The 24671-nt window shown below is 45.3% G+C and carries 27 protein-coding genes; 14 read left to right on the top strand and 13 right to left on the bottom strand.

Annotated features, from left to right (window positions below; translation table 11 throughout):
• Positions 1 to 36 precede the first annotated feature (36 nt).
• Genes sucC through ADH67_RS08220 form a run of 3 tightly spaced genes read left to right on the top strand, consistent with a single transcriptional unit; the run spans position 37 to position 2823 of the window.
• Entirely contained in the window at positions 37 to 1203 is a 1167-nt protein-coding gene (gene sucC / locus ADH67_RS08230) for an ADP-forming succinate--CoA ligase subunit beta (RefSeq protein WP_066595296.1), read from the top strand.
• Position 1204: 1 nt separating this feature from the next.
• Positions 1205 to 2098: a succinate--CoA ligase subunit alpha gene (gene sucD / locus ADH67_RS08225; protein WP_066595292.1), complete on the top strand. Its 894-nt coding sequence runs from the start codon at positions 1205 to 1207 to the stop codon at positions 2096 to 2098.
• Positions 2099 to 2109: 11 nt separating this feature from the next.
• Positions 2110 to 2823: a TerC family protein gene (locus ADH67_RS08220; RefSeq protein WP_066595287.1), complete on the top strand. Its 714-nt coding sequence runs from the start codon at positions 2110 to 2112 to the stop codon at positions 2821 to 2823.
• Positions 2824 to 2882: 59 nt separating this feature from the next.
• On the opposite strand, the gene mnmA is transcribed toward ADH67_RS08220, so the two are convergent.
• From mnmA to ADH67_RS08205, 3 genes are all read right to left on the bottom strand, one after another.
• Positions 2883 to 3962: a tRNA 2-thiouridine(34) synthase MnmA gene (gene mnmA, locus ADH67_RS08215; protein ID WP_066595285.1), complete on the bottom strand. Its 1080-nt coding sequence runs from the start codon at positions 3960 to 3962 to the stop codon at positions 2883 to 2885.
• Positions 3963 to 4030: 68 nt separating this feature from the next.
• Positions 4031 to 4993 carry a LysR family transcriptional regulator gene (locus ADH67_RS08210; protein ID WP_066595284.1) on the bottom strand — a complete coding sequence of 321 codons (963 nt, stop codon included), beginning with the start codon at positions 4991 to 4993 and terminating at the stop codon, positions 4031 to 4033.
• Positions 4994 to 5155: 162 nt separating this feature from the next.
• Positions 5156 to 6145, bottom strand: coding sequence for an MlaD family protein (locus tag ADH67_RS08205; RefSeq protein WP_066595275.1), 990 nt, complete (start codon positions 6143 to 6145; stop codon positions 5156 to 5158).
• Between the two features lie 192 nt (positions 6146 to 6337).
• On the opposite strand from ADH67_RS08205, the gene ADH67_RS08200 reads away from it, so the two are divergent.
• The 3 genes from ADH67_RS08200 to ADH67_RS08190 all read left to right on the top strand — a co-directional run bounded on the left by ADH67_RS08200 (position 6338) and on the right by ADH67_RS08190 (position 9270).
• On the top strand, positions 6338 to 7402 hold the full coding sequence (locus ADH67_RS08200; RefSeq protein WP_066595272.1) for an NAD(P)H-dependent flavin oxidoreductase: 1065 nt from the start codon (positions 6338 to 6340) through the stop codon (positions 7400 to 7402).
• On the top strand, positions 7395 to 8015 hold the full coding sequence (gene pncA / locus ADH67_RS08195; protein WP_066595271.1) for a bifunctional nicotinamidase/pyrazinamidase: 621 nt from the start codon (positions 7395 to 7397) through the stop codon (positions 8013 to 8015). The genes ADH67_RS08200 and pncA overlap by 8 nt, the downstream gene beginning before the upstream one ends.
• Before the next feature lie 139 nt (positions 8016 to 8154).
• Positions 8155 to 9270: a M20 family metallopeptidase gene (locus tag ADH67_RS08190; protein ID WP_066595270.1), complete on the top strand. Its 1116-nt coding sequence runs from the start codon at positions 8155 to 8157 to the stop codon at positions 9268 to 9270.
• 108 nt (positions 9271 to 9378) lie between these two features.
• Here ADH67_RS08190 and ADH67_RS13365 read toward each other — a convergent pair whose 3' ends face one another.
• The 5 genes from ADH67_RS13365 to ADH67_RS08180 form a co-directional block, all read right to left on the bottom strand.
• Positions 9379 to 9606 carry a hypothetical protein gene (locus tag ADH67_RS13365; protein ID WP_201415698.1) on the bottom strand — a complete coding sequence of 76 codons (228 nt, stop codon included), beginning with the start codon at positions 9604 to 9606 and terminating at the stop codon, positions 9379 to 9381.
• A 24-nt stretch (positions 9607 to 9630) separates the two neighbouring features.
• The gene (locus ADH67_RS13360; RefSeq protein ID WP_201415697.1) at positions 9631 to 10497 is read right to left on the bottom strand and encodes a cbb3-type cytochrome c oxidase subunit I; all 867 of its coding nucleotides are present in this window, start codon (positions 10495 to 10497) and stop codon (positions 9631 to 9633) included.
• A complete protein-coding gene (locus tag ADH67_RS13660; RefSeq protein WP_330873121.1) occupies positions 10494 to 10733 on the bottom strand; it encodes a hypothetical protein in 240 nt (79 codons plus the stop codon). Before ADH67_RS13660 ends, ADH67_RS13360 begins: the two co-directional genes overlap by 4 nt.
• 92 nt (positions 10734 to 10825) lie before the next feature.
• Positions 10826 to 11689: a hypothetical protein gene (locus ADH67_RS13350; RefSeq protein WP_201415695.1), complete on the bottom strand. Its 864-nt coding sequence runs from the start codon at positions 11687 to 11689 to the stop codon at positions 10826 to 10828.
• Between the two features lie 268 nt (positions 11690 to 11957).
• Positions 11958 to 12191, bottom strand: a complete 234-nt coding sequence (locus ADH67_RS08180) for a hypothetical protein (RefSeq protein ID WP_066595269.1) — start codon at positions 12189 to 12191, stop codon at positions 11958 to 11960.
• Between the two features lie 195 nt (positions 12192 to 12386).
• Here ADH67_RS08180 and ADH67_RS08175 point away from each other — a divergent pair, with 195 nt between their 5' ends.
• Positions 12387 to 13082: a nucleoside recognition domain-containing protein gene (locus ADH67_RS08175; protein ID WP_066595268.1), complete on the top strand. Its 696-nt coding sequence runs from the start codon at positions 12387 to 12389 to the stop codon at positions 13080 to 13082.
• Entirely contained in the window at positions 13075 to 13548 is a 474-nt protein-coding gene (locus ADH67_RS08170; RefSeq protein ID WP_066595267.1) for a YjiG family protein, read from the top strand. Before ADH67_RS08175 ends, ADH67_RS08170 begins: the two co-directional genes overlap by 8 nt.
• Positions 13549 to 13675: 127 nt before the next feature.
• Here ADH67_RS08170 and infA read toward each other — a convergent pair whose 3' ends face one another.
• On the bottom strand, positions 13676 to 13939 hold the full coding sequence (gene infA / locus ADH67_RS08165) for a translation initiation factor IF-1 (RefSeq protein ID WP_066595266.1): 264 nt from the start codon (positions 13937 to 13939) through the stop codon (positions 13676 to 13678).
• A 224-nt stretch (positions 13940 to 14163) separates the two neighbouring features.
• Here infA and hemG point away from each other — a divergent pair, with 224 nt between their 5' ends.
• The 3 genes from hemG to argC all read left to right on the top strand — a co-directional run bounded on the left by hemG (position 14164) and on the right by argC (position 17676).
• Positions 14164 to 14709: a menaquinone-dependent protoporphyrinogen IX dehydrogenase gene (hemG, locus tag ADH67_RS08160; RefSeq protein WP_066595264.1), complete on the top strand. Its 546-nt coding sequence runs from the start codon at positions 14164 to 14166 to the stop codon at positions 14707 to 14709.
• 78 nt (positions 14710 to 14787) lie between these two features.
• A complete protein-coding gene (locus ADH67_RS08155) occupies positions 14788 to 16485 on the top strand; it encodes an AMP-binding protein (RefSeq protein ID WP_066595262.1) in 1698 nt (565 codons plus the stop codon).
• Positions 16486 to 16617: 132 nt separating this feature from the next.
• The gene (gene argC / locus ADH67_RS08150; RefSeq protein ID WP_066595260.1) at positions 16618 to 17676 is read left to right on the top strand and encodes an N-acetyl-gamma-glutamyl-phosphate reductase; all 1059 of its coding nucleotides are present in this window, start codon (positions 16618 to 16620) and stop codon (positions 17674 to 17676) included.
• A 60-nt stretch (positions 17677 to 17736) separates the two neighbouring features.
• Here the strand turns inward: argC and ADH67_RS08145 are convergent, their stop codons facing one another.
• The 3 genes from ADH67_RS08145 to tyrS are packed head-to-tail and all read right to left on the bottom strand — an operon-like array spanning position 17737 to position 20103.
• Entirely contained in the window at positions 17737 to 18390 is a 654-nt protein-coding gene (locus ADH67_RS08145; RefSeq protein WP_066596036.1) for a YbhB/YbcL family Raf kinase inhibitor-like protein, read from the bottom strand.
• Between the two features lie 11 nt (positions 18391 to 18401).
• Positions 18402 to 18851, bottom strand: a complete 450-nt coding sequence (gene dtd / locus ADH67_RS08140; protein ID WP_066595258.1) for a D-aminoacyl-tRNA deacylase — start codon at positions 18849 to 18851, stop codon at positions 18402 to 18404.
• A 1-nt stretch (position 18852) separates the two neighbouring features.
• On the bottom strand, positions 18853 to 20103 hold the full coding sequence (gene tyrS / locus ADH67_RS08135) for a tyrosine--tRNA ligase (protein WP_066595256.1): 1251 nt from the start codon (positions 20101 to 20103) through the stop codon (positions 18853 to 18855).
• Between the two features lie 196 nt (positions 20104 to 20299).
• On the opposite strand from tyrS, the gene ADH67_RS08130 reads away from it, so the two are divergent.
• Positions 20300 to 21625, top strand: coding sequence for a M23 family metallopeptidase (locus ADH67_RS08130; protein ID WP_084081573.1), 1326 nt, complete (start codon positions 20300 to 20302; stop codon positions 21623 to 21625).
• A gap of 44 nt (positions 21626 to 21669) precedes the next feature.
• Positions 21670 to 22770 carry an anhydro-N-acetylmuramic acid kinase gene (locus ADH67_RS08125; RefSeq protein ID WP_066595252.1) on the top strand — a complete coding sequence of 367 codons (1101 nt, stop codon included), beginning with the start codon at positions 21670 to 21672 and terminating at the stop codon, positions 22768 to 22770.
• 73 nt (positions 22771 to 22843) lie between these two features.
• Here ADH67_RS08125 and erpA read toward each other — a convergent pair whose 3' ends face one another.
• The gene (gene erpA / locus ADH67_RS08120) at positions 22844 to 23215 is read right to left on the bottom strand and encodes an iron-sulfur cluster insertion protein ErpA (protein ID WP_066595251.1); all 372 of its coding nucleotides are present in this window, start codon (positions 23213 to 23215) and stop codon (positions 22844 to 22846) included.
• Positions 23216 to 23405: 190 nt separating this feature from the next.
• Here erpA and glyA point away from each other — a divergent pair, with 190 nt between their 5' ends.
• Entirely contained in the window at positions 23406 to 24671 is a 1266-nt protein-coding gene (gene glyA / locus ADH67_RS08115) for a serine hydroxymethyltransferase (protein ID WP_066595249.1), read from the top strand.

Below are 24671 nucleotides of genomic sequence, written 5' to 3'. Positions count from 1 at the left end.
TATACTTCACATTTTGGCACATTTTCGAATATCACCATGAAAATTCACGAGTATCAAGCCAGAGAAATATTGCAAGACTTTGACGTCCCAATTCCTGCCGGAAAAGTTGCAGAAACTCCTTCACAGGCCCGAGAAGTCGCAGAACAGCTTGGAGGTACTGTTTGGGCAGTCAAGGCTCAAGTTCACGCTGGCGGAAGAGGTAAAGGCGGCGGCGTCAAATTAGCCAGAAATTTAGAACAGGTCGAAGAACTTGCAAAAACCATGATCGGGATGAGATTGGTTACCAAGCAAACGGGATCGGACGGTGCATTGGTCAGTAAGGTTCTGATTCAACAAGGCGTAAACATCGTCTCCGAATATTACGTCGGCTTCCTTATTGATAGAGCCAACCAATCTCCTGTCCTTTTAGCTTCTTCGGAAGGCGGCATGGAAATCGAGAAAGTAGCTGCTGATTTTCCTGAGAAAATCGTTAAAGAATATATCGATAGCTCCGTCGGATTAACTAAAGAACAAGCGAAAGACGTAGTTGTCAAGCTCAACATGGATGAAAAAGTCCGTGAAAAGGCTGAGAAAGTTTTATTGGGTCTTTGGAAAGCCTTTAAGGAAAAAGACTGCTCTCTTCTGGAAATTAATCCGTTAATCGTCACCAAAGAAGGGGAAGTATTCCCCCTCGATGCCAAAATGACTTTTGACGATAATGCTCTTTATCGCCATCCTGAATTAGAAGTTCTTATTGATCCGTCCCAAGAAGACGAAACCGAATTAAAGGCACATGAGGCTGGACTGCCTTATATCCAGCTCGACGGCAATATTGCTTGTTTGGTCAACGGCGCCGGATTAGCAATGGCAACTATGGACACCATTAAGCTTTTCGGGGGAGAACCTGCAAACTTCTTGGATATCGGCGGCGGCGCATCCGTAGAAAAAGTGACGGCTGCTTTTGAAATCATGCTGTCCAAGCCGGAAGTGAAAGTCATCTTAGTCAATATCTTCGGCGGCATTATGAAGTGCGACACCATTGCTGAAGGAATTGTTGAGGCTTGCAAAGTTGTTTCCTTGACCGTTCCGCTTGTCGTTCGCATGAAGGGAACTCATGAGGATTTAGGTAAACAGATTCTCAAAGAAAGCGGCTTGCCGATCATTACTGCTGAGACTCTTGGAGAAGCAGCCCTTAAAGCGGTTTCTCTGGCTAAGGAGCAATAAGATGAGTATTTTGGTTAATAAAGATTCAAGAGTAATTACTCAAGGAATGACCGGGAAGACCGGCCAGTTCCATACGGCTGCCTGCAGAGAATATGGATTCGGCAAAGAATGTTTCGTGGGGGGCGTAAATCCTAAAAAAGCAGGACAAACTTGGGAAGGTCTTCCCATTTTTGGTACGGTCCAAGAAGCTAAAAAAGCGACCGGAGCCAATGTCTCTGTAATTTATGTTCCGCCCGCCGGCGCAGCTTCTGCCATTATGGAAGCTTCTGATGCAGGAATGGACCTCATTATTTGCATCACAGAGGGAATTCCTGTTCTTGATATGATTCAGGTTAGAGAGCATATGCGCAAAACCGGGTCTAAGAGCTTGCTCCTGGGACCGAATTGTCCGGGTCTTGTGACACCGGGTGAAATTAAAGTAGGTATTATGCCTGCTCATATTCATAAGAAGGGAAGAATTGGAGTGGTCTCCCGCTCCGGAACTTTGACTTATGAAGCGGTTGCTCAGCTCTCTGAGCTCGGATTGGGCCAGTCGACGGCTGTTGGAATTGGCGGCGATCCGATAAATGGTTTAAAACATAAGGATATTTTGAGGCTCTTCGACGAAGATCCTGATACTGACGCTGTTGTCATGATTGGGGAAATCGGAGGCTCCGATGAGGAAGAGGCTGCTCTGTGGGCAAAAGAACATATGAGCAAGCCGGTGGTAGGATTTATTGCTGGCGTGACTGCTCCTGCTGGTAAACGAATGGGGCATGCCGGTGCGATTATTTCTGGAGGCAAAGGGACTGCTGAAGGAAAACTTCGTACTATGGAGGAATGCGGAATAAGAACTACACGCAATCCGTCTGAAATCGGAAGTCTATTGAAAGAGGTTTTGAACTCTTCCAATTGAAAGGATAAATTGTGGAATATTTTTTAGAGGTATTTGCTGACATACATTGGGGTGCTGTACTCCAGATCATCATTATTGACATCTTGCTAGGCGGAGACAATGCAGTTGTAATCGCGATGGCTTGCCGAAACTTAGACCCGCACATGAGGGGCAAAGGCATCCTTTACGGAGCCGGCGGTGCCATTCTCCTGCGAGTTATTTTGGTAGCTTTCGCCGTCTCGATTATGAAGGTGCCGTTCCTGAAATTCTGCGGGGGTATTTTGCTTCTTTGGATTGGTATCAAGCTCCTTATTCCTCACGATGAAGAAGAAAAGGAAATTCATGCCAGTAAGAGACTTTGGGGTGCCGTTAAGACCATTATTGTTGCGGACTTGGTGATGAGTATTGATAACGTTATTGCTATCGCCGGGGCTGCTGAACAGGCTCCGGGACACCATCAGATGTGGTTGGTTATTTTCGGTCTTCTTGTCAGTATCCCGTTTATTCTTGGCGGAAGCCAGATTATCTTGAAGGTAATCGATCGATTCCCAATTATCGTTTATGCCGGTGGTGCTTTGCTTGGTTGGATTGCCGGTACGCTGATGGTTGATGATCCGGGAATTTCTCCGCACTTCCCGAATCTGCCGAACCTTCACGTTGAGGGCGGAATCGCCGGGGCTGTCTTTGTTGTTGTGGTGGGATTTATCATCGCAAGGCTAAAGAACAGTAAAAAGACGTCCGGATAAGACCTTCCGGTAAAGAAAAAGCTCCGCTGAACACGGAGCTTTTTTGACAAGGACGCTAATTACTTGTCGATTACTGCACCGCCCAAGCATACTTCTCCATCGTAGAGAACTGCACTCTGACCCGGGGTAACCGCCCACATGGGCTCTTTACTGGTCAGAAATAAAGAGTTTTTATCTGCTGAAATAATCTCGCAGGGCTCATCGGGCATTCTGTAGCGCGTTTTAACGGAGAGTAGACTTCCTGCAACAGGGGGCGTGCAGAGAATCCAATTCGGATCGCTTGCCTTTAAAGTCATGGATTGCAGCCAAGGATGGTCATGACCCTGGACTACATAAAGCGTGTTTTCCTTGATGTCTTTTCTCGCTGCAAACCAAGGCTCTCCATTGGAATCTTTTGTACCGCCGATTCCAATTCCTTTCCTTTGACCAAGGGTGTAGTAGGACAAACCGATGTGCTCTCCCACAATCTTCCCGTCTGGGGTTTTAATTGGGCCCGGTTTGTTGCTCAAATAACGGTGAAGAAACTCTCGGAAGGGCCTCTCTCCGATAAAACAGATCCCCGTGCTGTCTTTTTTACGGGCGTTCGGCAGTCCGATTTCCGCGGCAATTTTGCGAATTTCAGTCTTGCAATAGCCGCCGATTGGGAATAAAGATTTGGAGAGCTGATGCTGGTTGAGTCTGTGCAGAAAATAGCTTTGATCTTTTGCCGGATCTACTCCTTTGAGTAATTCGAAAAGACCGTTATTTTCTCTGACTCGAGCGTAGTGGCCCGTGGCAATTTTTTCTGCACCCATCTTCAGAGCGTAATCCAAGAAGGATTTGAATTTGATTTCTGAGTTGCACAGAATATCTGGGTTGGGCGTACGACCGGCTTGATATTCCTCCAAGAAAATGGAGAACACTCTCGCTTTGTACTCTTTGGCAAAATTAACGGCCTCCAGTTCGATTCCGATGACATCGGCGGCCGCAGCTGCATCGATGAGGTCCTGCCTGGACGAGCAGTATTCACTGTCATCGTCGTCTTCCCAGTTTTTCATGAAAAGACCGATGACTTCATATCCTTGCTGTTTAAGAAGGTAAGCTGTCACGGAGGAGTCAACTCCTCCGGATAATCCAACAACTACTCGGTTTGCAGTCAATGATCTCTCCTCAACTTTGATCTAAGTACACAAGTTTCGAATTATAGAATTCCAAACGTTGGATAGGTTTATTGAGCTGCTTCCAGATATTTTTCGGGTACTTCCCCTTGTAAAAAGCTCTGTCCGTCTTCCGTAACTTCAATACCTAACTGCTGAATGTTATTGATGATTTCTGCAATGCATTCAATGGCTTCAGGGGAGAGTGCGGTGGAGTTTTTCGGCCAGAAAACGCTGAAAGGAATTGTCAGAGGATCTGCTACCGGAATGGCGGCACAGTCGTCACTGACCTTAACGGCGGCTAAAACATCCGTTAAGTGAACTCCCACGTTTTTGCGTGTCATTCGGATAGCTACTTGCGTGGAGGAGACTTCACCGACGATTTGATTTTCGTCAATGTTCCCTAGGAGGGGCCCGCAGGCATTTCTTTCTTTAATATCTCGGGACAAAACAATAAAACGTTCTCTTGCGAAATCGGCAGGTTTCAAAATTTTGCGGTTGCTCAAAGGATTCTCTTTAGACATAACCAGACAGAAAGGCAGGTTTGCCAAATTTACTTTGACCAAGTCGTCATGGTCGGATAAAAGAATCCCAAACCCGACATCAAAGGGATGAGAGTATTTGGAATAATAGATATCCCGGCTTGCATGGACGTCAATCGTGACCCTTAGGTGCTCCTCATGCTTCTTTAAAATTTTGACAACAGCCGGCAGAGTCACGTCGCTGGTATGTCTTGCTAAAAGAGCAACACGCAGGATTCTCTTATGGTGATTTCGTCTTATCGGATAGTCTTCCAAATGTTTCCAGGCACGCACCGACTCCATGGCGATACGGTAAAAGTCTGCGCCTTCTTCGGTTAAAGACAAATTACGGTTGGTGCGGTGAAAAAGTTTGAATCCAAGCCGATCTTCTAATTGAGAAAGAACACGGCTGGCTGCCGGAGCTGATAATAAATTTTTATTTGCAGCTGCAATGAGTGAGCCAGTTTCAACGATGGAGCAAAATAGCTTGATTGACTTAACTTTTATTTCCATTTTGTGCAATACGAAAGGACATAATTGCAATTTACGAACTGATGGAAATATAGCAAAATTACACCAACGCTACAGGCATAAAGTTGTTATTGTTTTTGAGAATAACGTAGCTTGGTAGTTGAAATGGGTTATTAAGCCGGTCGCTTCCGCGATCGGCTATTTTTATTCCACGCGCGGAATGCCCGGTCTTGGTCTGACGAGACTAGACGGGTCGGTGGCCAATTGGCTCGTCAACTGATCAAGATTCTGCGTTACTTGAAGTAGGGACAACATTAAAGCTCGTACATCGTACTGATTGTTTTTGGCCATTGCGTCGAACTTAGCCGAAAGTGAATTGATATCGTTCATTAGCTTATCAATATTGCTTGTGCCTACTTGTTTATCAAGATCGGCTGCTGTGGAATCAAGCTGAGCAATCAAAGATTTCAGAGTTTTGACGTCTAAATCAGAGATTTTATTGGATGCTGTTTTAAGCAGTTTATCGAAGTTCGTTAAAATAAGATTGAGCGTATGAGCATTTAGACCGTCGGCGATTCTATCCAAGTTAGCAATTAATTCCTTTGCATTTGGAATCGTTTCCATCAGTTTTTGATCCGGATGGATCTTGTCTAAGCGAGATAAGAATGAACTAACACTTTCTGTAATTTGAGTAGTAAGACTTGGCGCGGATGGAATCACCAAATAATTGGCTTCCCAGACGGGAGGTTTCTTCGGGGCAGGAAATTCTTTAGGATTGAGAAAGTCCAGAGATATGTAAAGAGTGCCGGTAAGGCCGGATAATTGAGTCTGAGCTCTTAATCCTTCTTCAATATATTTGCGCAGTTCCTGTCTTACTTGACCTTCATCAAAATAGAGAAGCATCTTCACGACAGCTACAGACTTATTCTTAGAAAATAAAAAGATATGATTTTCAGGGTAAACGGTCGAAGATAAATCGATTTCTGTGACTTTCCCTATCGGAACGCCTCTGAATTTAACGGGCGCACCCACATCTAATCCATTGACGGACTCAGTAAAGTAGGTTTCTGCATAGGTTTTAGGCCGAAAGAAATTAGGGCTGGCAATAACGGCCACGGCAATAAGCGAGAGGATAAGCAAACCCATTACTGTCGTCCCGATGATGAAATATCGTTTTTTGTTTTTTGCTGCCATGCCGTTGCTTTCTTAAGCCCAAAAATGCAATTGTAATTTTCTTACATCTGCTCTCTCCTTAACAATCTTAATCCTCAATTTAAGACACTTGGCGTCTTTTATCTTATGGTGAGCAAAGATCTCTTGTTAAGTTCTAGGGCAAGGATTCGAGTTATATTTTCATTTTTTGAAAGCCATTACGCAGAGGATCAATTGAGTTCTCAAAATCACCAAAACCAAATAGAAAGAGTCCAGTGGTACTTCGATATAGAAAAACCCATTTTTTGCCGTCCGAGTTTTTGCTGGCAAACTCCGGAACTTATTGCTCAGGCGAGCAACAGCGGTGCGTTAGGTGTGTTATCTGCAGGCTTGATGACTCCTGAAGAGTTGGCAGAAAACGTCGGGAGGATCAGGGAGCTTACGGATAAGCCTTTTGCAGTGGAAATATTCCCGGAACAGAAAACGGCTTTTGATGAAAAGAAGTTCGAGCTTCTTAATAAGGCGCTGAGACCGGTCAGAGAAGATCTGGGACTCGATGATCCTGAAGTTCCGAAAGGGATTGATTTCGAGGCCCAGTTCAAAAAGATCTTGGATTTAGATGTCAAAATCTTGGGAGTCTGTCTTGGTGGACTTCGTGAACCGTATATGGAAGCCTTGGAAGAGAAAGATGTAAGAATTTACGGAGTATCTTCCAATTTAAAAGACTCTAAGGTTTTAGTTGCCAGCGGTGTTAAAACTATCTTGGCTCAGGGCTGGGGAGCTCCGGGCCTTCGATCCTTTTGCGAATCTTCTGTAACGGCTTCGGCGATTGACTCTTTGACCTACTTTTCAGAATTGAACCGCGCTCTAAAAATTCCTTTTGTGGCGGATGCATCTCTACTTTCCGAAGATGCTGTTAAAGCTGCCCTGCAGTTGGGTGCCTCCGGTATCGTGATTTCGGATGGTCTTATCAATACTTCTGAATCTACGTTCCCTCAAACTTGGAGACTTCCGCTTTCTTATTTCTCTGACGGGGCTTCTGAAGTAAATTCTTTTGCCATGGGCCGACCTTCAAGAAGTTTGTACACGGGAATTTTGGAAGCCATCCAAGAAAACGAACTTCCGGTTCTGGACTTCCCTTATCAGTGGTTTGCTCTCAAAGACATATTCAAAAAAGCGGAAGAGTTCGGCAGCATGGATTTAGCATACATCGAATTCGGACAGAGCGCTTATCAAGTTAAGACCGGTTCTGTAAAAGAAGTTGTTGATTACGTACATGGGTGGATAAAAAATGAATAAAAATCAAGCTCTCATTGTTGTTGATGTTCAGAATGATTTCCTGGAAACAGGCTCGCTTCCGGTTCCGGAAGGTTCTAAAGTAATTCCTGTCATCAATAAAGCGATGCCGTTATTTCAAACGGTTGTTTTAACCCAAGATTGGCATCCGGCCGAGCACAAATCTTTTGCTTCAAATCACGAAAACAAAAAACCGTATGATGTGACGACGATGCCTTACGGGCAACAAGTGCTGTGGCCTGCTCATTGTGTACAGAACAGCAAAGGGGCGGAACTTGCCGAGACCCTTGCGGTTAAAGGCACCGAATTCAAGGTTCGTAAAGGTACCAACTCGGAAGTGGATAGTTATTCCGCATTTTTTGAGGCTGACGGCAAATCAAAAACAATTCTTGCCGATTGGCTGAGAGACCGAGGAATTACGGAAGTTTTCTTATGCGGTTTGGCCACGGATTTCTGTGTGTCTTGGTCCGCTTTGGATGCCGTTAAAGAAGGGTTTAAGACTTTCGTTCTCGAAGATGCATGCCGTGGTATTGACGTTGGAGGTTCCTTGGCAGCTGCTAAGCAGCAGTGGAAAGACAAAGGTATTGAGACAATCAGCAGTAATTCGTTGAGATAAACTGAGTACGAGGATTGATCCGTTGTTCGTGTTAGTACTTATATCTTATTCTTGAGGAGCCTCCTACAATTTTGAGCAATTTTCGAGAATGACCAAGAATTATTCTCGCTTCTCAATATCTTTTAACAGGAAGATTTTCATGACAGTCCTTGAATCCTTTATCGAAGATTTAAAGCCTCTTGTTAACATCGATTGCGGTACAAGCAATGTCGCTGGCGTCACAGCTATTGCCGAAATGATGAAGAAGCATTATGAATCCATCGGATTCCATGCAGAACTAGTAGATCTCGGTCCTAACGCCGGTAAAGGTCTTTTTGCAACAAACAAACCTGATGCAAAAGAATACGATGTTCTTATGAATGCTCATATGGACACAGTATTCCCTGACGGAACAGCTGCTGCTCGCCCATTCTCCATGAAAGGTGACACAGCATACGGTCCAGGATGCTCTGACTGCAAGAGCGGTGTTTTGGCTATCTTCTATGCTTTGAAGAATGCAAGACCGGAAGATCTTCAAAGATTGGCTATCGCCGTTGCTTTGAACCCGGACGAAGAAACAGGTTCTAAGAACTCCGCCAAGTGGCTTGCTTCTTTGGCAGCAAAGTCCAAACGCGCACTCGTATTCGAAGCTGCTCGTGCAGGCGGCGAATTAGTTCGCTCCAGAAAGGGTTCCGCTACTTATGAAGTCACATTCCACGGTGTAGGTTCACACGCCGGCAACGCACCGTACAAAGGAGCAAACGCTAACGTTGCTGCAATGAGATTTGCTTTAGCTGCTTACGGTCTGGCTGATTATGAAGTCGGTACTACAGTTAACCCAGGCGTGATCCAGGGCGGTTCTGCTTCCAACGTTATTTCTGATAAATGCGTTGTTAAGCTCGACGTTCGTTACTGGAATCCGGAATGCGACAAACTCATTGATGATGCCCTCAATAACATGGCTAAATGCACATGGGCTCCGAGAGTTACTCAAGAACTCGTACGCGTCAGCCATATTCCTGCTATGCCGTTGTCTGAAAACACCAAAGAATTGGTTAGCCAGATTACTGAAGCCGGCAAGCTCGAAGGCGTTGACGTTAAATGGGTTGATGCTGGCGGAGCTTCCGACGGCAACCACATGGCTGAAATGAATATCCCTGTTATCGACGGATGCGGCCCAGCCGGTGCTGAATTCCACTGCGACAGAGAATACTTGAGATTGGATACAGTTGAAGAACGTATCCGCATGATCTCCCGCTTCTTGACTCTCATCTAATAGATAAGCTGTCAGATCTGACCGGCCTTTGCGCCGGTTAATTTTTGCCTGTAGGTCAACAGAAACGGCCCCGAAGAATATCCGGGCCGTTCGCCTCAGAAGCTAAAATTACTTCACAGAAGTTTTACTGTTGAATCTCCAAACTTTCCAGCTCGCGATAAAGAAGGGGATGGCGCCGAAGAAAATGAAGACCAAGTCGCCCAGCATTCTGAAGTAGCCGAAGAAGGAAAGAAGTCCGGAATTTGTGAATTCCACACTTCTAGCGTGCCAGTAACCGCTGCTGAATACCTCCCAAAGCTGGATGAATCCCGCCGGCATTAGGCTTAGAACAAGCATCAGTATAAGTCCGATATTCAATCCTCAGAAGGAACATTTGATCCATTTTTCTGCTTTTGCCCATACTTCGTCTGAAGCAGATTCTCTGAGAACCATCAAGCACAGTGCCAAGGAAAGCATTCCGAATACACCGAACATAGCAGCATGACCGTGGTTTGACGTCAGATAAGTTCCGACTTCAAAGTAGCTGACAATGGGCATATTGATGAGGAATCCTAGAACACCTGCTCCGATAAAGTTCCAGAAGCCAACGCCTAACATGAACATAAGGGGCCAGTAGAACTTCTTTGCCATTGTCTGATCCGGGCCGAGAAGTGCAGTTTTGCGGAATGACCAGGCTTCAACACATAGAACGACCAGAGGAACAACTTCCAATGCTGAGAAGCAGGAAGAAAGCATCATGTTCGGCTGAGTCATGCCGGAGAAGTACCAGTGATGGCCGGTTCCGATGATCCCGCCCATGAAAATCAAGGTAGCATCCAGGAAAATGAGCCGCAAACCCATCTGCTTAGAGACTAGGCCTAACTCAATGAACGTAAGAGCGACCATCGTGGTGGCAAAGAGTTCAAAAAAGCCTTCAACCCACAAGTGAATGATCCAAAAACGCCATGTATCGACGATTGTGTAGTTGGTGGTGTTGTCGACGAAAACGGCCGGCAAATAGAAGAACGGAATCGAGAAAGCGGCGATCAAGAACATGATCGAGAGTTTCCTAATCGGAGGCCTTTTCAAGGCCGGAACGGTGTTGCGTACGACAAGGAAGAACCAGAACAGTAAACCGACAATGAGAAGCCACTGCCATGCACGTCCGATTTCAAGATACTCCCAACCTTGGCTGCCAAGCCAGAATGTCATTCCGTCCCAGAGACCGGACAGTCCCCCCCCACTCATTCGCTCAGTACGTTGCCGAAGACAACAATAGCTAAGGCTGCAAAAAGAATGTTCGTCAAAGGCGCTTGCCTAGGCATTTCTTTGCCTCCGAGAACCCTCGAGAGGAATAAGCCGCCGGTAGCAAAGCCCGTAGCGAGCCAGAAAATCATCGCCTGCAAGTGGAAAGTTCTCAATAAAGAACTTGAGAAGTATTCCGCCAAATTAATTCCGTAGAAATTCGTTGGATCTGCACGCATATGCGCAACTCCTCCTCCGACAAGGCATTGCATGATGAAGAGGAAAGCGACAAAAACAACAAATTTAACGAGAGCCTTTTGACTCGGAGATGTCATCTGCGCAGGCAGCCAAGGAGGGTGCCGTTTTGCGGAGAATGCCAGTCCCATTCAGGATGGCGTCCAATGATGAACAAGGTCAGACCAATGCCGCCCAAAAGGAAAAGGATGCTTGCCACGCTATAGACGAATGCAACGGTAGTCGGCGTATTACCGACTGTCGGGGCATACGGAAAATTGTTGGTGTACGAGTAGCTTTCGCCCGGACGATTGGCGGCACTCGCCCATGCCATCCAAGTGAAATAAGCGCTTAGCTTTTTGAGTTCATCCGGATCCGTAATGGTGTTGGGTTTTAAACCGCCGTTCTTGCCCGGATTACTGAAGTACTCCGCCCAATGAGCCGGTTCAGCTTGATAGGCTCGAACTTGAGAATGCGTAAGAGTTAGGACGGACTTGGACGGGTTGAATCGATTGGCTTTTATAGTTTCGATGACCTTGGCATCTACGGCGCCTTTTTGTTCTGTAGAAAGTTGATCATAGGTTTTATTGAATTGAAAGGCATAGTCGTTTCTAGCCTGCTCACCTATACGGTGGAGAGTCAGAGCCGGGAATTCCGGGCCGAGGTACGAGCCGTGTCCCCAAACAGTTCCGTTGCTCATGAGACCTTTGCTCAAGAAAATCTCTTGTCCTTGACGGATATCAGAGCCGGTAAAAACTGTATTCCCGCTTGTATCAACGACTTGTTCGGGAATCGGAGGTTTGTCTACGTAGGCGAGGCAAGTCAGTGTGATGAGTGTAGTGAAACCTACAATCATTGCTACACACAGACCGAATATCCACCAGCCGCTTAATGGTGTTGCTGTATTCGAAGATGAATTTAGGTTTTTCCCAAACCAGCTTCTTTTATTCTCAGCGGTCATGAGAATTCCTCCCATAAGACCGATACAGATTAGAAGTTTTCCAGTAACGGCCTAATGTAAAACAATCAAAATCGGCATAAAAATCAAAATAACGAAGTCTTTAATTGTTGCTCCTTGAAGGAAAAATGAAGTTGGTTTGAGTCGAAATATGGTTTGTTTGTTGTGGTTGAAATAGCTCGTAAGAGCGTCAATGCAGAATTGCTAAAAGACGAAACGAGCTCGGCCGAAGAGAGAGCTTCAGCCGAGACAGGCTTAATCGGAATACGTCTTAAGCAGAGAGAGCGGCTTTAGCTTCTGGATAACGGTTGTGGCCCGAGAGGAAGCTTCTCCACCATTCCCAGGTGGCTCTTGAGCAGCAATAAAGATTCTGTTCCGGGTCAAAGACGAAGGTGCCGGGGCTGGAAACTGCCATGGTCAGAGCTTCTGAATAGTCTTTCTCGTCCATCCAGTCAATCATGTTGAGAGAGCGTCTTTCACCAGTTTCATTAATGAGGACTTGCATGATTTTCTCCTGATATTCAGAAAACAATTAGGGTTATCAACTACATATTTATAATGACATAAAAATTAACAAATAGATCAAAAAATAATTAATCGTTTCTTATATCAGGGTTGATACTTAAATAAAAATTAAAAATTACAAATTATTTACAAATATAATGAATTTGTGATTAACAAATCTTTACAGGTTTATCAAATGGTTTCTAATGTTCTTTCAACTCCCCAAGTGCCTGAACAACAGGAACAAGCCACTTTGGAAGAAGAAAAAGTCGGAGTCGGCGCATACGTTTCTCTCTTTTTTGCGGTCTGTTTCTTTTCAGGAGTTTTTTACAAAATGCCTGAAGCCTATCGCTGGCTAGGAGCATTTGACTTCACAACGTTGATCGGCAAATTTGGCTCTATTTCCGGAGCTTCCTCCTTTGTCGGCAGCGGCGGCGTGAGTGCTCGTGCCGGTTTCCTTTTCGCTCTCTCTTTGGTGCCGGGTGTGATGCTCGCGTTAGGCCTTCTGGAAGTTCTTTCTTACTACGGAGCCTTAAAAGCTGCTCAAAAATTGATGACACCTCTGCTCAAGCCTATTCTTGGCGTTCCAGGCGTTACTGGTTTGGCTTTGATTACTGACTTGCAAAGTACTGATGCCGGTGCCGCTTTAACAAAAGGTTTGTTGGATACCGGCAAGATCGATAAGAAGAATTTGGTTGTGATGAGTGCATGGCAGTACGCCGGTGCAGGTTTGGTTAACAACTACTTCTCTATCGCTTCCGCTTTGTTCTTTGCCTTCCTCGTCCCTGTCTGGATTCCGCTTGTCGTGATGTTCTGCCTGAAATTTGTCGGCGGTGTCTTTGTCAGAGTTTGTCTTACAACTTTCTATAAGAAGGATTTTCAAAATGAGTAACGCAATGCCAACAGTCCAGACAAAGAATCCGTTTGATATTTTTATCATCGGATTGAGAAAAGGGTTCAACGTTGCTATTAACAACCTCCTGCCCAATGTTTTAATGGCTTTCGTATTGGCCTACATCTTGGATTTATTCGGTGTTATGGCCTTCTTAGGCAAGGTTTGCGGTCCCGTTATGGGTATCTTTGATCTGCCAGGTCAAGCAATTACCGTACTTTGTGCCACTTGGTTGTCCTGCGGTGCCGGTGTCGGCGTTGCTGCCAGCTTGCTTGCTTCTGGGACTTTGGACGGTACCGCCATCACTATTATGTCTCCGGCTCTTCTGTTGATGGCTTCCCAGATTCAGTACATGGGCCGTTTGTTAGGTGTGGCTGAAGTGCCTAAAAAGTATTGGCCGCTTCTTATGCTTAACAGCATTTTGATGTCTGTCATCGGTATGTTGATTATGCGGTTTATTGTCTAGTAGTTTTCCTTTCCTTTCATTTCCTGTTAATGAGCCTTACGGATTCGATTTTCCGTAAGGCTTTTTTCGTATGAAAAAAGCCTGCACACAAACGGCAGGCTTTTGTCGATTGCTCTCTAAGAGACTCTTATTTCTTCTTAGAAGTAGCAGAAGTTGTTGATTGCGGACGGCCTTCAATATAGCGGTAAGTGATTCGGCCTTTAGTCAAATCATATGGGGACATTTCTACAGCTACTTTGTCGCCGGCAAGGATACGGATGTGGTGTTTTCTCATCTTACCGTTTGCATAACCGATGAGTTCGTGACCATTTTCAAGTGTCACACGATAACGAGCATCAGGGAGAACTTCCGTGATGACACCAATCATTTCAAGTAAATCTTCTTTTGCCATAAATTAAGCTTGTAGTCCTATAAATAAAGTGAGTGGATTGTACTCCACAAATGCTTGATTCCAACACAGTTTTACTCTTTTTAAGAATTGGGAAGCTCAAAAAAATCAATCTTGCTAAAATTGTTAGTTGGAAATTGAAGAAAAACTGCGGATGACGGCTTATTATTAGCTGATTCAGTTTTCTTTTAGCTGACGAAACATCGCTCCCATTCGGAGAATTTAAAATGAAAAATATATTGATTGTCTACTACTCTCGCAAAGGTCATACCGCAAGGATGGTCAGAACTATCGAAGACCATTTGAAAGAAATGGGTCATAACGTGACGGTAATGCCCGTGAGCGAGGCGCTTTTGGAAGGAGTAGATTGGGACAAATACGATTTTGTGCTTTGCGGCTTTCCGGTTCTCTACGGAACCTATCACCCGAACGTCTATGAATTTGTCCGTAATAACTGCACTCGTCTGGACAGAAAACCGAATGCGATGTTTAACGTGACTGTAGTTGCACGCTCTCCGTTTAAAGCGACGGTTGAAGGCAATAGATACATGCAGAACTTTTTGACGCGCTCTCCTTGGCGTCCTAAAGATCTCAAGTGCTTTGCCGGCAAGATTGACTATCCGAATCTCAATTTCTTTGACAAGAAATGTATTCAGCTCATTATGAAGATTACTAATGGGCCAACAGATCCGACAATGTGTATTGACTTTACAGATTGGGACGATGTCAAGAGATATGCTGAGCATATCGGTAAATTGGCAGAACAGTCGTAGAAGAAGAGAAACCTTTGTGCCTGAAAAAGCCAAAGGTTTTTAAGTTAATGAGTTTTCGTTTTTATTTTTGGATTTGAGATGACAGAACAAAAAGAGTTCCCTTGGATCAAAAACTATCCTGAAGGGGTACCGGCGACGATCAATCCCGATATTTATTCTTCTTTGCCCGATTTTGAAGAAAAAATTGCTGAAGAGTATGGCAACACCCCGGCATTCCAAAATTTCGGCTGCACTATGTCTTATAAAGAGCTCGATGAAAAAAGTTCTGCTTTTGCGGCTTATTTGCAGAGTTTAGAAGGAGTCGAAAAAGGTGACAGAGTTGCCGTCATGATGCCGAATCTGATGCAGTATCCTGTCACTTTGTTCGGTATTTTGAAAGCTGGAATGATTGTAGTTAATGTCAATCCGCTCTATACAGCCAGAGAGTTAAACGGCACCTTAAAAGACTCCGGCGCTAAGGCTCTTGTTATCATTGAGAACTTTGCAAAAACCTTCGAAAAAATAGCTTCCGACAGCCCTGTTAAGCATGTCGTTACTACCAAGGTTGGTGATCTTTTATCTTTCCCGAAAAAACAAATCATCAACTTTGTTCTGAAGAACGTTAAGAAGATGATCCCTCCGTTTAATCTTCCGGATGCCGTGGAATTCAACCAGGCTTTAAGCATTGGTGCTTCCAAAGGATTTAAACCGGTTGAAATTAAATCTGACGATGTTGCATTCCTTCAGTACACCGGCGGGACTACAGGCGTCTCTAAAGGCGCTATGCTGACACACCGCAATGTGCTGGCCAACATGATGCAGACCGGGATCTGGATTTCTAAGGAATTCAAGAAGAGAGAAGAAGTTGTGATGGTTGCTCTTCCGCTCTATCACATTTTCTCTTTAACGGCGATGTGCAGCTTCCTTCAATGGGGAGCCAAGTGCGTTCTTATCACTAATCCGCGCGACATGAAGGGATTAGTCAAAGAATGGGCTAAGAACAAATTTACCGTTATCTGCGGCGTCAACACCTTATTTAACGGTCTTCTGCGAGTGCCGGAATTCAAGAATCTTGACTTCTCAATGCTGAAGTTAACTGTCGGGGGCGGAACCCAGGTTCAGAAGCCGGTAGCTGAAGCGTGGTTTGACTCAACAAAAGGCCATATTATTGAAGCTTACGGCTTGACCGAAGCTTCTCCGGGCGTATCCGCTAATCCGATGTACACACCGTGGAACGGTTCTGTCGGTTTCCCGTTCCCCTCGACCGAAGTCTCTATCCGCGGGGAAGGATTTAGAGATTTGGGAACTTGGACAACCCCTAACGAAATTCAAGAACATACCGGTGAGATATGCGTTCGCGGTCCGCAGGTTATGAAAGGATACTGGAACAGAGCGGATGAAACCGCCGCTACTATTCGCGACGGCTGGCTGCGAACAGGCGATATCGGCAATATGGATTCCAACGGCCGAATTACGATTACGGACCGTCAGAAAGACATGATTCTTGTTTCCGGATTTAATGTTTATCCAAACGAAATTGAATCTGTCCTTCAGGGTATGCCCGGTGTGCTTGAATGCGGAGTTGTCGGCGTACCAAGCGAAAAATCCGGTGAAATGGTCAAGGCTGTTATTGTTAAGCAAGATCCTTCTTTAACTAAGGAACAGGTTATTGCTTACTGCCGTCAGAATCTGACCGGATACAAGATGCCGAAAGAAATCGTCTTCGTGGATTCAATTCCTAAGACACCTGTAGGAAAGATTCTCAGAAGAGAATTAAAAGGCATTGTTCAGAAGTAAAATTCTTCTAAACAAGATCCCGGGAGGCTCGATGTTTTCCCGGGATTTTTTGCAAAAAAGCCCAGGCTGCTTCACACTTATTTCTTGGCAGTCCACAATTTGAAAACCTCTCTAACTTATTCGGTAAAAAAAATGAAGAAAATTAAAGTCGGTATCGTCGGCGGAAGCGGTTACACAGGCATTGAGTTGCTCAGACTTTTGACGCAGCATCCGAGCGCAGAAATTGTCACTATCACCAGCCGAGGAGAAGCTGGGACCCGCGTTGAAGATATGTATCCTTCTCTTCGAGGAAGAGTTGACTTAGTTTTCCAGGATCCGAAGGAAGCACCTCTTAAAGAATGCGATGTCGTATTTTTTGCCACACCGCATGGAGTTGCCATGTCCATGGCTGAAGAGCTGACCCAAAACGGAGTGAAGGTTATCGATTTGGCAGCTGATTTCAGACTCAAAGACACGGAAGAGTTTAAGAAGTGGTACAAGATGGAGCACACTTGCCCGGATATTTTGAAAAAAGCCGTTTACGGGCAGCCAGAAACCATGCGCGACAAAATGAAAGACGCAATGGTATTGGGCATGGCAGGCTGCTATCCGACTTCCATCCAGTTAGGATTGCTGCCTTTGCTTGAACTTCACAAGAAAGTCGGCAATATAGTTGATATTAAGCAAACAATCATTGCCGATAGTAAATCCGGCATCAGTGGTGCAGGAAGAAAAGCAGCAGTTAATTTACTTTGTGCAGAAGCAACGGATAACTTTAAGGCTTATGGAGTAGGCGGTCACCGCCATTCTCCTGAAATTGTTCAGCAGTTAAGTGAATTCGCCGGAGAAAAAGTCTCTTTGACCTTTATCCCTCACTTACTTCCGACGATTCGCGGAATATTCTCCACTATTTATGTTCAACTGACCGAGAAGGGCATGGAACAAGATTTCCAAAAACTCTATGAACAGCGCTACGCCAACGAACCTTTTGTTGATGTGATGTCTAAAGGAGCGTTGCCCGAGACACGCATGGTAAGAGGCTCCAACTACGTTCGTATTGCTCTTTACCGTAAAGAACCGAACTTATTGGTTATCCTCGTTGTCGAAGACAACTTGGTAAAAGGCTCTTCAGGTCAAGCAGTTCAAGCAATGAATATTCTGTTTGGATTGCCGGAAACTACCGGATTAGAACAGATAGCCCTGGCTCCTTAATCTTAAAAACACAAAAAAGCCGAGACATTGAGTACTCGGCTTTTTTGAACAATTGGTTGCTCAAAGTTTGTTTGCTACTTCCGGATTTAAGGAATACATCCCGGTAACGGAGCCGGAGGCAAGGATATGGCCTTTCATGGCTTCGAGGACGTCTTCCGCTGTAAACGGACCGGACAATGGTAAAAGCGGAAAGTCCACGGCATAGAGCGTAAAGACATAACCATGAGGGCGGAGGTCATTCCAGGGAGGGCATGGACCGTCATACCCGTAATACTTGCCTCTCACCTCCGGATCATCGGCAAAGGCTTTGGTATAGTCATTCAGACCTTGTCGCATTCCATTTGCGCAAGCAGGCCCTTTCTTCCCGTGTGTAACGAAGCCCTTAGACAATGTTCCGGGATCGATGCAGGATTCCTCAGGAGAGATATCAACTAAAACCCAGTGATGGAAGTCTGTTCTCGGGGCATCTGCCGGAATAGTGCAGCCTTCTTTATTGGCCGATGAAAAATCGGCAGGGACATCATGATCCGTGCAAAGAAGGATTAACGACTTAGTACCGGCAGGCGGACTAGACCAAGCGATTTGCGGATTTCGGTTGCCTGCGGGCACCGTGTGTTCGTCGGGAGTACTAGAAATTTTGGCAAAGGCAAAACCTTCAGGGATTCTCTGCCCATCCGGGAAGGAATCGCTCCAAACTCTAAAAATACTTTCCATTTTTTCTCCCATTATTTGTTTTTTGGAATCTGCAGCCAGAAAGTTACGGGACCGTCGTTGACCAAAGAAACTTTCATGTCTGCACCAAAAATTCCAGTTTCTGTCTTTAAGCCGGAAGCTCTGACTTCGTCAGTAAAGAGATCATAGAGAGCCTTTGCTAAGGCTGGTTCCGCAGCAGGTGTGAAGCTCGCTCGGTTGCCGCTGTTTGTATCAGCGGCTAACGTAAACTGAGAAATCACGAGAATTTCTGCTTTTGTATCAAGAGCACTTAAATTCATCTTGCCCGCTTTGTCCTCGAACACTCGGAATTTGAGGACTTTCTGCGCAAGTGCTTTAGCATTTGCCGCAGTATCTCCTTTTTGAGCGCAGACAAGAAGAAGCAAACCTTTTCCGATGCTTCCCGTGGTTTGGTCGTCAACTTTGACGCTGCTTTCCAGCACGCGCTGAAGAAGGGCAATCATCTTAGGCCTTAGTCAACGTGATTTTGGCCCATTTGCGCTTGCCCACCTGAACGGTGTACTGACCGGGTTTAAGTTTATAGGTCTTGTCGGCAATCTTTTCACCGTTAATGTGTACACCGCCTTGTTCAATATTTCTGTAGCCCTCGGAAGAAGTCGGGACCAAACCGGCTTCTTTAAGAACTTTGGCTAAAGAGGTTTCATCCGCGTCAGTTGTGACGGTTACTTCCGGCATATCGGCGGGAGCGGCGCCTTTCTTGAAGCGGTTGATAAATTCTTGTTCTGCAGCATCAGCAGCTTCTTTACTGTGGAAGCGTTCAACGATTTCCTTGGCTAAAAGAACTTTGATATCTCTGGGGTTTCTGCCTTCTTCGCATTCTTTTTTGAACTGAGCGATTTCTTCATTGCTTCTTAAAGAAAGAAGGTCGTACCAATTCCACATCAAATCATCGGAGACAGACATCACCTTGCCGAACATTTCATTCGGTTCGTCGGTAATGCCGATGTAGTTGTGTTTAGACTTGCTCATCTTGTTGACGCCGTCAAGACCGACAAGAAGAGGCATTGTGATGATGCATTGCGGTTCCTGACCGTATTGGCGTTGGAGTTCACGGCCGACTAAAAGATTAAATCTCTGATCGGAACCGCCAAGCTCAACATCGGATTCCAAAGCAACGGAGTCGTAACCTTGCATCAATGGATAGATGAGTTCGTGCATGGCGATAGGAGCATTTTCTGCATAGCGCTTAGCAAAATCATCCCGCTCCAAAAGACGAGCCAAGGTGTAGCGGGATGCTAATTTAATGAGTCCGTCGGCGCCGAGCTTGTTTGTCCATTCGGAGTTGTATCGGACCTCAGTCTTGTTTTTATCCAAAACCAAAGTTGCCTGATCTAAGTAGGTCTTAGCATTAGTTTCGATTTGTTCGCGTGTGAGCGGCGGACGAGTCGTGTTTCTGCCGGAGGGATCGCCGATAGAACTTGTAAAGTCACCGATCAAGAAAATAACGGTGTGACCAAGATCTTGGAATTGACGAAGCTTGTTTAAAACAACTGTGTGCCCAATATGGATATCCGGAGCAGTTGGATCTAACCCTAATTTAATGCGCAGGGGTTTTCCCGTAAGCTCGGATCTGGCGAGTTTTTGTTCCAACTCTTCCTCAATTAACATCGTGTCAATTCCTCTCTTAATCAAGGCCATGGCGCTCTTGACTTTAGGAGAGACCGGTAATTTTTTCTCTTGAACTGTATCAGCCATTGTTGGAAACATCCTGAAAAAAGCTAAGGTAATCTATAAGGGACTGGAAAACGATTATTTACTATAATTGCGACGCTTCAATTCGAAGCGGGCCTATTCCAATCCGAACCGTAATTTTATCTGACAAAAGTCTACTATTTGCTGGCTAGGGAAGGGAGTTATTTTTTATTAATTGTTAGTGAGTGAATAAGCCGTGATGATGAATTTTAAGATGCTGATGAAAGCGTTAGGAACAAGCTGTCTAGTCTTAGCTTGTACGGTTTATTCATCCCATTCGGCTATATCCGCAGAAACTGCACAACCCTCTAAAGTTGTTGAAAAGGCCGGAGAAGTGGATCTCGGCGCCCTCATTCAAGAGTGGGCCGGAGAGATGGACCATGTTTATGCTGAAACTGTCATTAGAAATAAAGACAACAGCAACAAGATTTTTGAAAGATTAGGGATTAAAGATAGCGCTTTTAAACGTTACGTCAATTCCATCAAACCTAAAGAAAATCCTTTCGCAAGATTAGTTCCCGGAAGATTGATCCAAGCAAGGCTGACTCCGAAGGGTGAAGTTATCGCAATTAAATTATTCAAACCGATTGACACACTTTCTGAGGATATTACCTATTTTCAGATCAGCCGGTCCAATACAGGCAAGTCAAAGTTTGTTCATGAAAACAAAACCAGCGCTTTTACGACTTTGCCGGTTGCCGCCTCCGCATATGTAGAACGTACATTAGACGGAGCTGCTCAGTCTGCGAAGATTCCTGCCGGGGTTATGAAGCAGGTCAAAGAACAGTTGGGTGACTCTTTTGATGTTAAGAAGGTTGCTAACGGCGATTCTTTCAATGTTATTTATGAAAGAAGACAGCTTGACGGTGCTGATTTAGGCCCGGGGCGTTTGCTTGCTCTTGAATTTTTCGGAAAAGACAAGACGGTCGAGGCCTACTGGTTTGAAAATGATAACTTTAAAGGCTACTTCAATGCAGATGGAGAAAGCGTTGAAAAAACATTTCTCCGTATGCCTTGCGAGGCCCGTTTAACTTCAACTTTCAACCGTGTTAGAAAGCACCCTGTGACGGGACGTCTTCGTCCCCACTGGGGAATCGATTTGGCTGCTCCAACAGGTACCCCAATCTATGCTTCCAGCGACGGCAAGATCGTTACCAAGCGCTATCAGAGAAGAGGCTACGGCTACTGGTTAGAGATTAATCACGGATCCGGATATTCTTCAATTTATGCGCACATGAGCAAGTATGCTCCCGGTATGAAGGAAGGAGTTCAAGTCAAGAAAGGTCAGCTCATCGGCTACGTTGGAAGAACAGGTATGGTTACCGGTTCTCATCTCCACTATGAGCTTAAACACAACGGGCAGCAGATTAATCCTTTGACGGCGGATTTGCGTACGGGAGAACCTCTCACAGGAGCAGTAAAGCAAGAGTTCGACTTAGCGATTTCTCCAATTAAACGTCAGCTGGCACTCCTTGGAAAATTCCATTTGGCCCATAACTCAAATTCTTCAGTTTCCATTGAGTAAATAGTTAAATGTAAAAAGGCCTCCGTTTGGAGGTCTCGTTTTTTATGAGCATTTATATCGGAATGATGTCGGGCACCAGTCTGGACGGGGTGGATGCCGTGGCTGTGCAGTTCGAATCGAACACGGTTCTTAAAGTTCTTGGTTCTAAGTCACTTAGCCTATCGGAAGAGCTGCAAGAACTCCTGTTATCTCTTTGTTTTACTGGACCCAATGAAATCAATCGCTGCCAAATTGCAGGCAATCGGCTGGCACGAATCTACGCTGAGACTTGTTGTACTCTCCTGAAAGATTTGAGCTTGTCTGCGTCTCATATCACAGCGATTGGGGCTCATGGACAGACCGTCCGCCATAACCCGCAAAACGGGGCTACAACTCAGCTCATCAACGGCGCTTTGCTGGCTGAACTAACGCAAATTGACACGATCATCGATTTCAGAAATCGTGATATTGCAGCCGGGGGCCAGGGAGCTCCTCTTGTCCCGGCTTTTCATGCATCTGTTTTTGCTTCTGATGAGCCTCGAGCAATTGTAAATTTCGGAGGGATTGCCAACGTAACTTTCTTGGGAAGAAGGGAGGACCAGGAGAAGACTTTCGGTTTTGACTGCGGACCAGCTAATATCCTTTTAGATGCTTGGGTTAAAGACAATTTAGGTCTTACTTATGACAAAGATGCTAAATGGGCGAGAGCAGGGGTCTTAAATGAAGATTGGCTCAGTTGTCTCTATAGTTCGGAGCCCTACTTTAGCCAATCTTGTCCGAAAAGTACGGGTCGAGAGTTGTTTAACCTCGAATGGCTCAATAAGCATCTTCGTGCCGGAATGAAACCGGAAGATGTACAGCACACTTTAACTGCTTTGTCGGCGTTAGCGGTGGCTAAAGACATCGAAAAATATCAACCGGAAACAAAGGAAGTCTTTACCTGCGGAGGAGGTGCAAAAAATCCGCTTTTAATGGAATACTTGCAAAAGTACCTGCCCGGCAAAATCGTACAGCCGACGGATATTCTTGGACTCGGTACACAAGATGTTGAAGGCGCGGCGTTCGCATGGCTAGCAAAACAATTTGTTGAGAGATTGCCTGGGAATCTTCCCGCGGTTACGGGTGCGAAAGGGAAGAGAATTCTGGGGGCACTCTATCCGCATTAGGACAGCGGGATGCTTAAAGAAAAATCCCATCCAACAGAGATTGAACGGGATTGAACTTCAGCTCAAAGTTTTACTATACGGAGAAGCTGGATCCACAGCTGCAAGTTGTGGTGGCGTTCGGATTCTTGATAACGAACTGAGCACCTTCCAAGTCTTCCTTGTAGTCGATTTCAGCGCCGACAAGATACTGATAGCTCATGGAGTCGATGAGCAATGTAACGCCGTTCTTTACCATTGTGGCATCGTCTTCGTTGATTTCTTCATCGAATGTGAAGCCATACTGGAAACCGGAGCATCCGCCGCCTTGGACGAAAACTCTTAATTTCAGATCAGGGTTTCCTTCTTCTTCAATCAATTCTTTAACTTTGAGGCTGGCAGCATCGGTAAAAATGATTGGATCCGGAAGCTTGATTTCTTCAGCGTTTGTTTGAGTATTATCTGCCATTTCTTTTATTCCTTAAAAGATAATTAGTTGTTGATAATTATATGGAAGTCGTCAAGGTAAAAAAGAAAGAATATTCAAAAAATAACAATCTTTTCTCGGAATTCTTTACATAACTTTTGGAAGAAGCGGAGATTGCCCCATGTCACCACTATAATTTGGTGACTATCTTTAACAATTCCGGAGGGCAACCGTGTTTAGCAAGGACAACACTATCGAAAAGATTGATCCAGAAGTATGGGCAAGCATTCAAAGAGAAAGCCAACGACAGGAAGAACAGATTGAACTGATCGCATCCGAAAACTACACATCTCCTGCTGTTCTTCAGGCGCAGGGCAGTATTCTGACAAATAAGTATGCTGAGGGATACCCCGGAAAAAGATACTACGGCGGCTGTGAATACGTTGACGAAGTTGAGACACTGGCTAAAGAACGCGCTAAGAAGCTTTTTTGCGAACCATGCGGCGTAGAAATGGCTGTGAATGTCCAACCTCACTCCGGCGCACAGGCCAACATGGGAGTATTTTTTGCATTGCTTAATCCTGGCGACACCGTCATGGGAATGTCTTTGGCAGAAGGCGGCCACCTCTCCCACGGCATGAAACTTAACATGTCCGGTAAATGGTTCAACGTCGTCAGTTATGGTCTGAATGAAAAAGAAGCCATTGATTATGATGCTTTAGAAAAGCTGGCTCTCGAGCATAAGCCGAAACTCATCATTGCCGGTGCGTCCGCTTATTCTTTGCATATTGACTTCAAGCGCTTTGCAGAAATTGCTAAGAAAGTTGACGCTTATTTCATGGTTGATATGGCTCACTACGCCGGCTTGATTGCCGCTGGTGTTTATCCTTCTCCTTTCCCTTACGCAGATATTGTCACAACTACCACTCACAAGACATTAAGAGGGCCAAGAGGCGGCATGATTTTCTGCAAGCCGGAATTGGAAAAACAAATTAATACCGCTATGTTCCCGGGCATTCAGGGCGGTCCCTTAATGCATGTCATTGCCGGTAAGGCAATTGCCTTGCATGAAGCCTTGCAGCCTGAATACAAGGAATATCAAAAGCAGGTTATCAAAAACGCAGCTGTCTTCGCCGATGAACTGCAGAAGAGAGGACTGCGTATTGTTTCCGGCGGGACTCAAAGCCATGTCATGTTGGTTGACCTCCGTTCAAAGAACATTACCGGTAAAGAAGCAGAAACCGTTCTTCACGACGTCGGTATTACCGTAAATAAGAACTCCATTCCGAATGATCCGCAAAAACCATTTGTCACCAGCGGCATCAGAATCGGTTCCCCTGCTATGACAACAAGGGGCATGAAGGAAGAGGAAGCACGTGAAATTGCTTCTTTAATTGCCGATGTTTTAGATGCTCCTCACGATGAGGCGGTACTGAAGAACGTTAAAGAAAGAGTGCAGAGTCTTGTTGCTCGTTTCCCGGTCTACAGAGAACCATAA

Origin of the sequence: Turicimonas muris, assembly GCF_002221595.1 — a bacterium.
Taxonomy (GTDB): Bacteria; Pseudomonadota; Gammaproteobacteria; order Burkholderiales; family Burkholderiaceae_F; genus Turicimonas; species Turicimonas muris.
The sequence above is the reverse complement of the archived record's forward strand: the minus strand, read 5'-3'. Positions and strand labels throughout refer to the sequence as shown.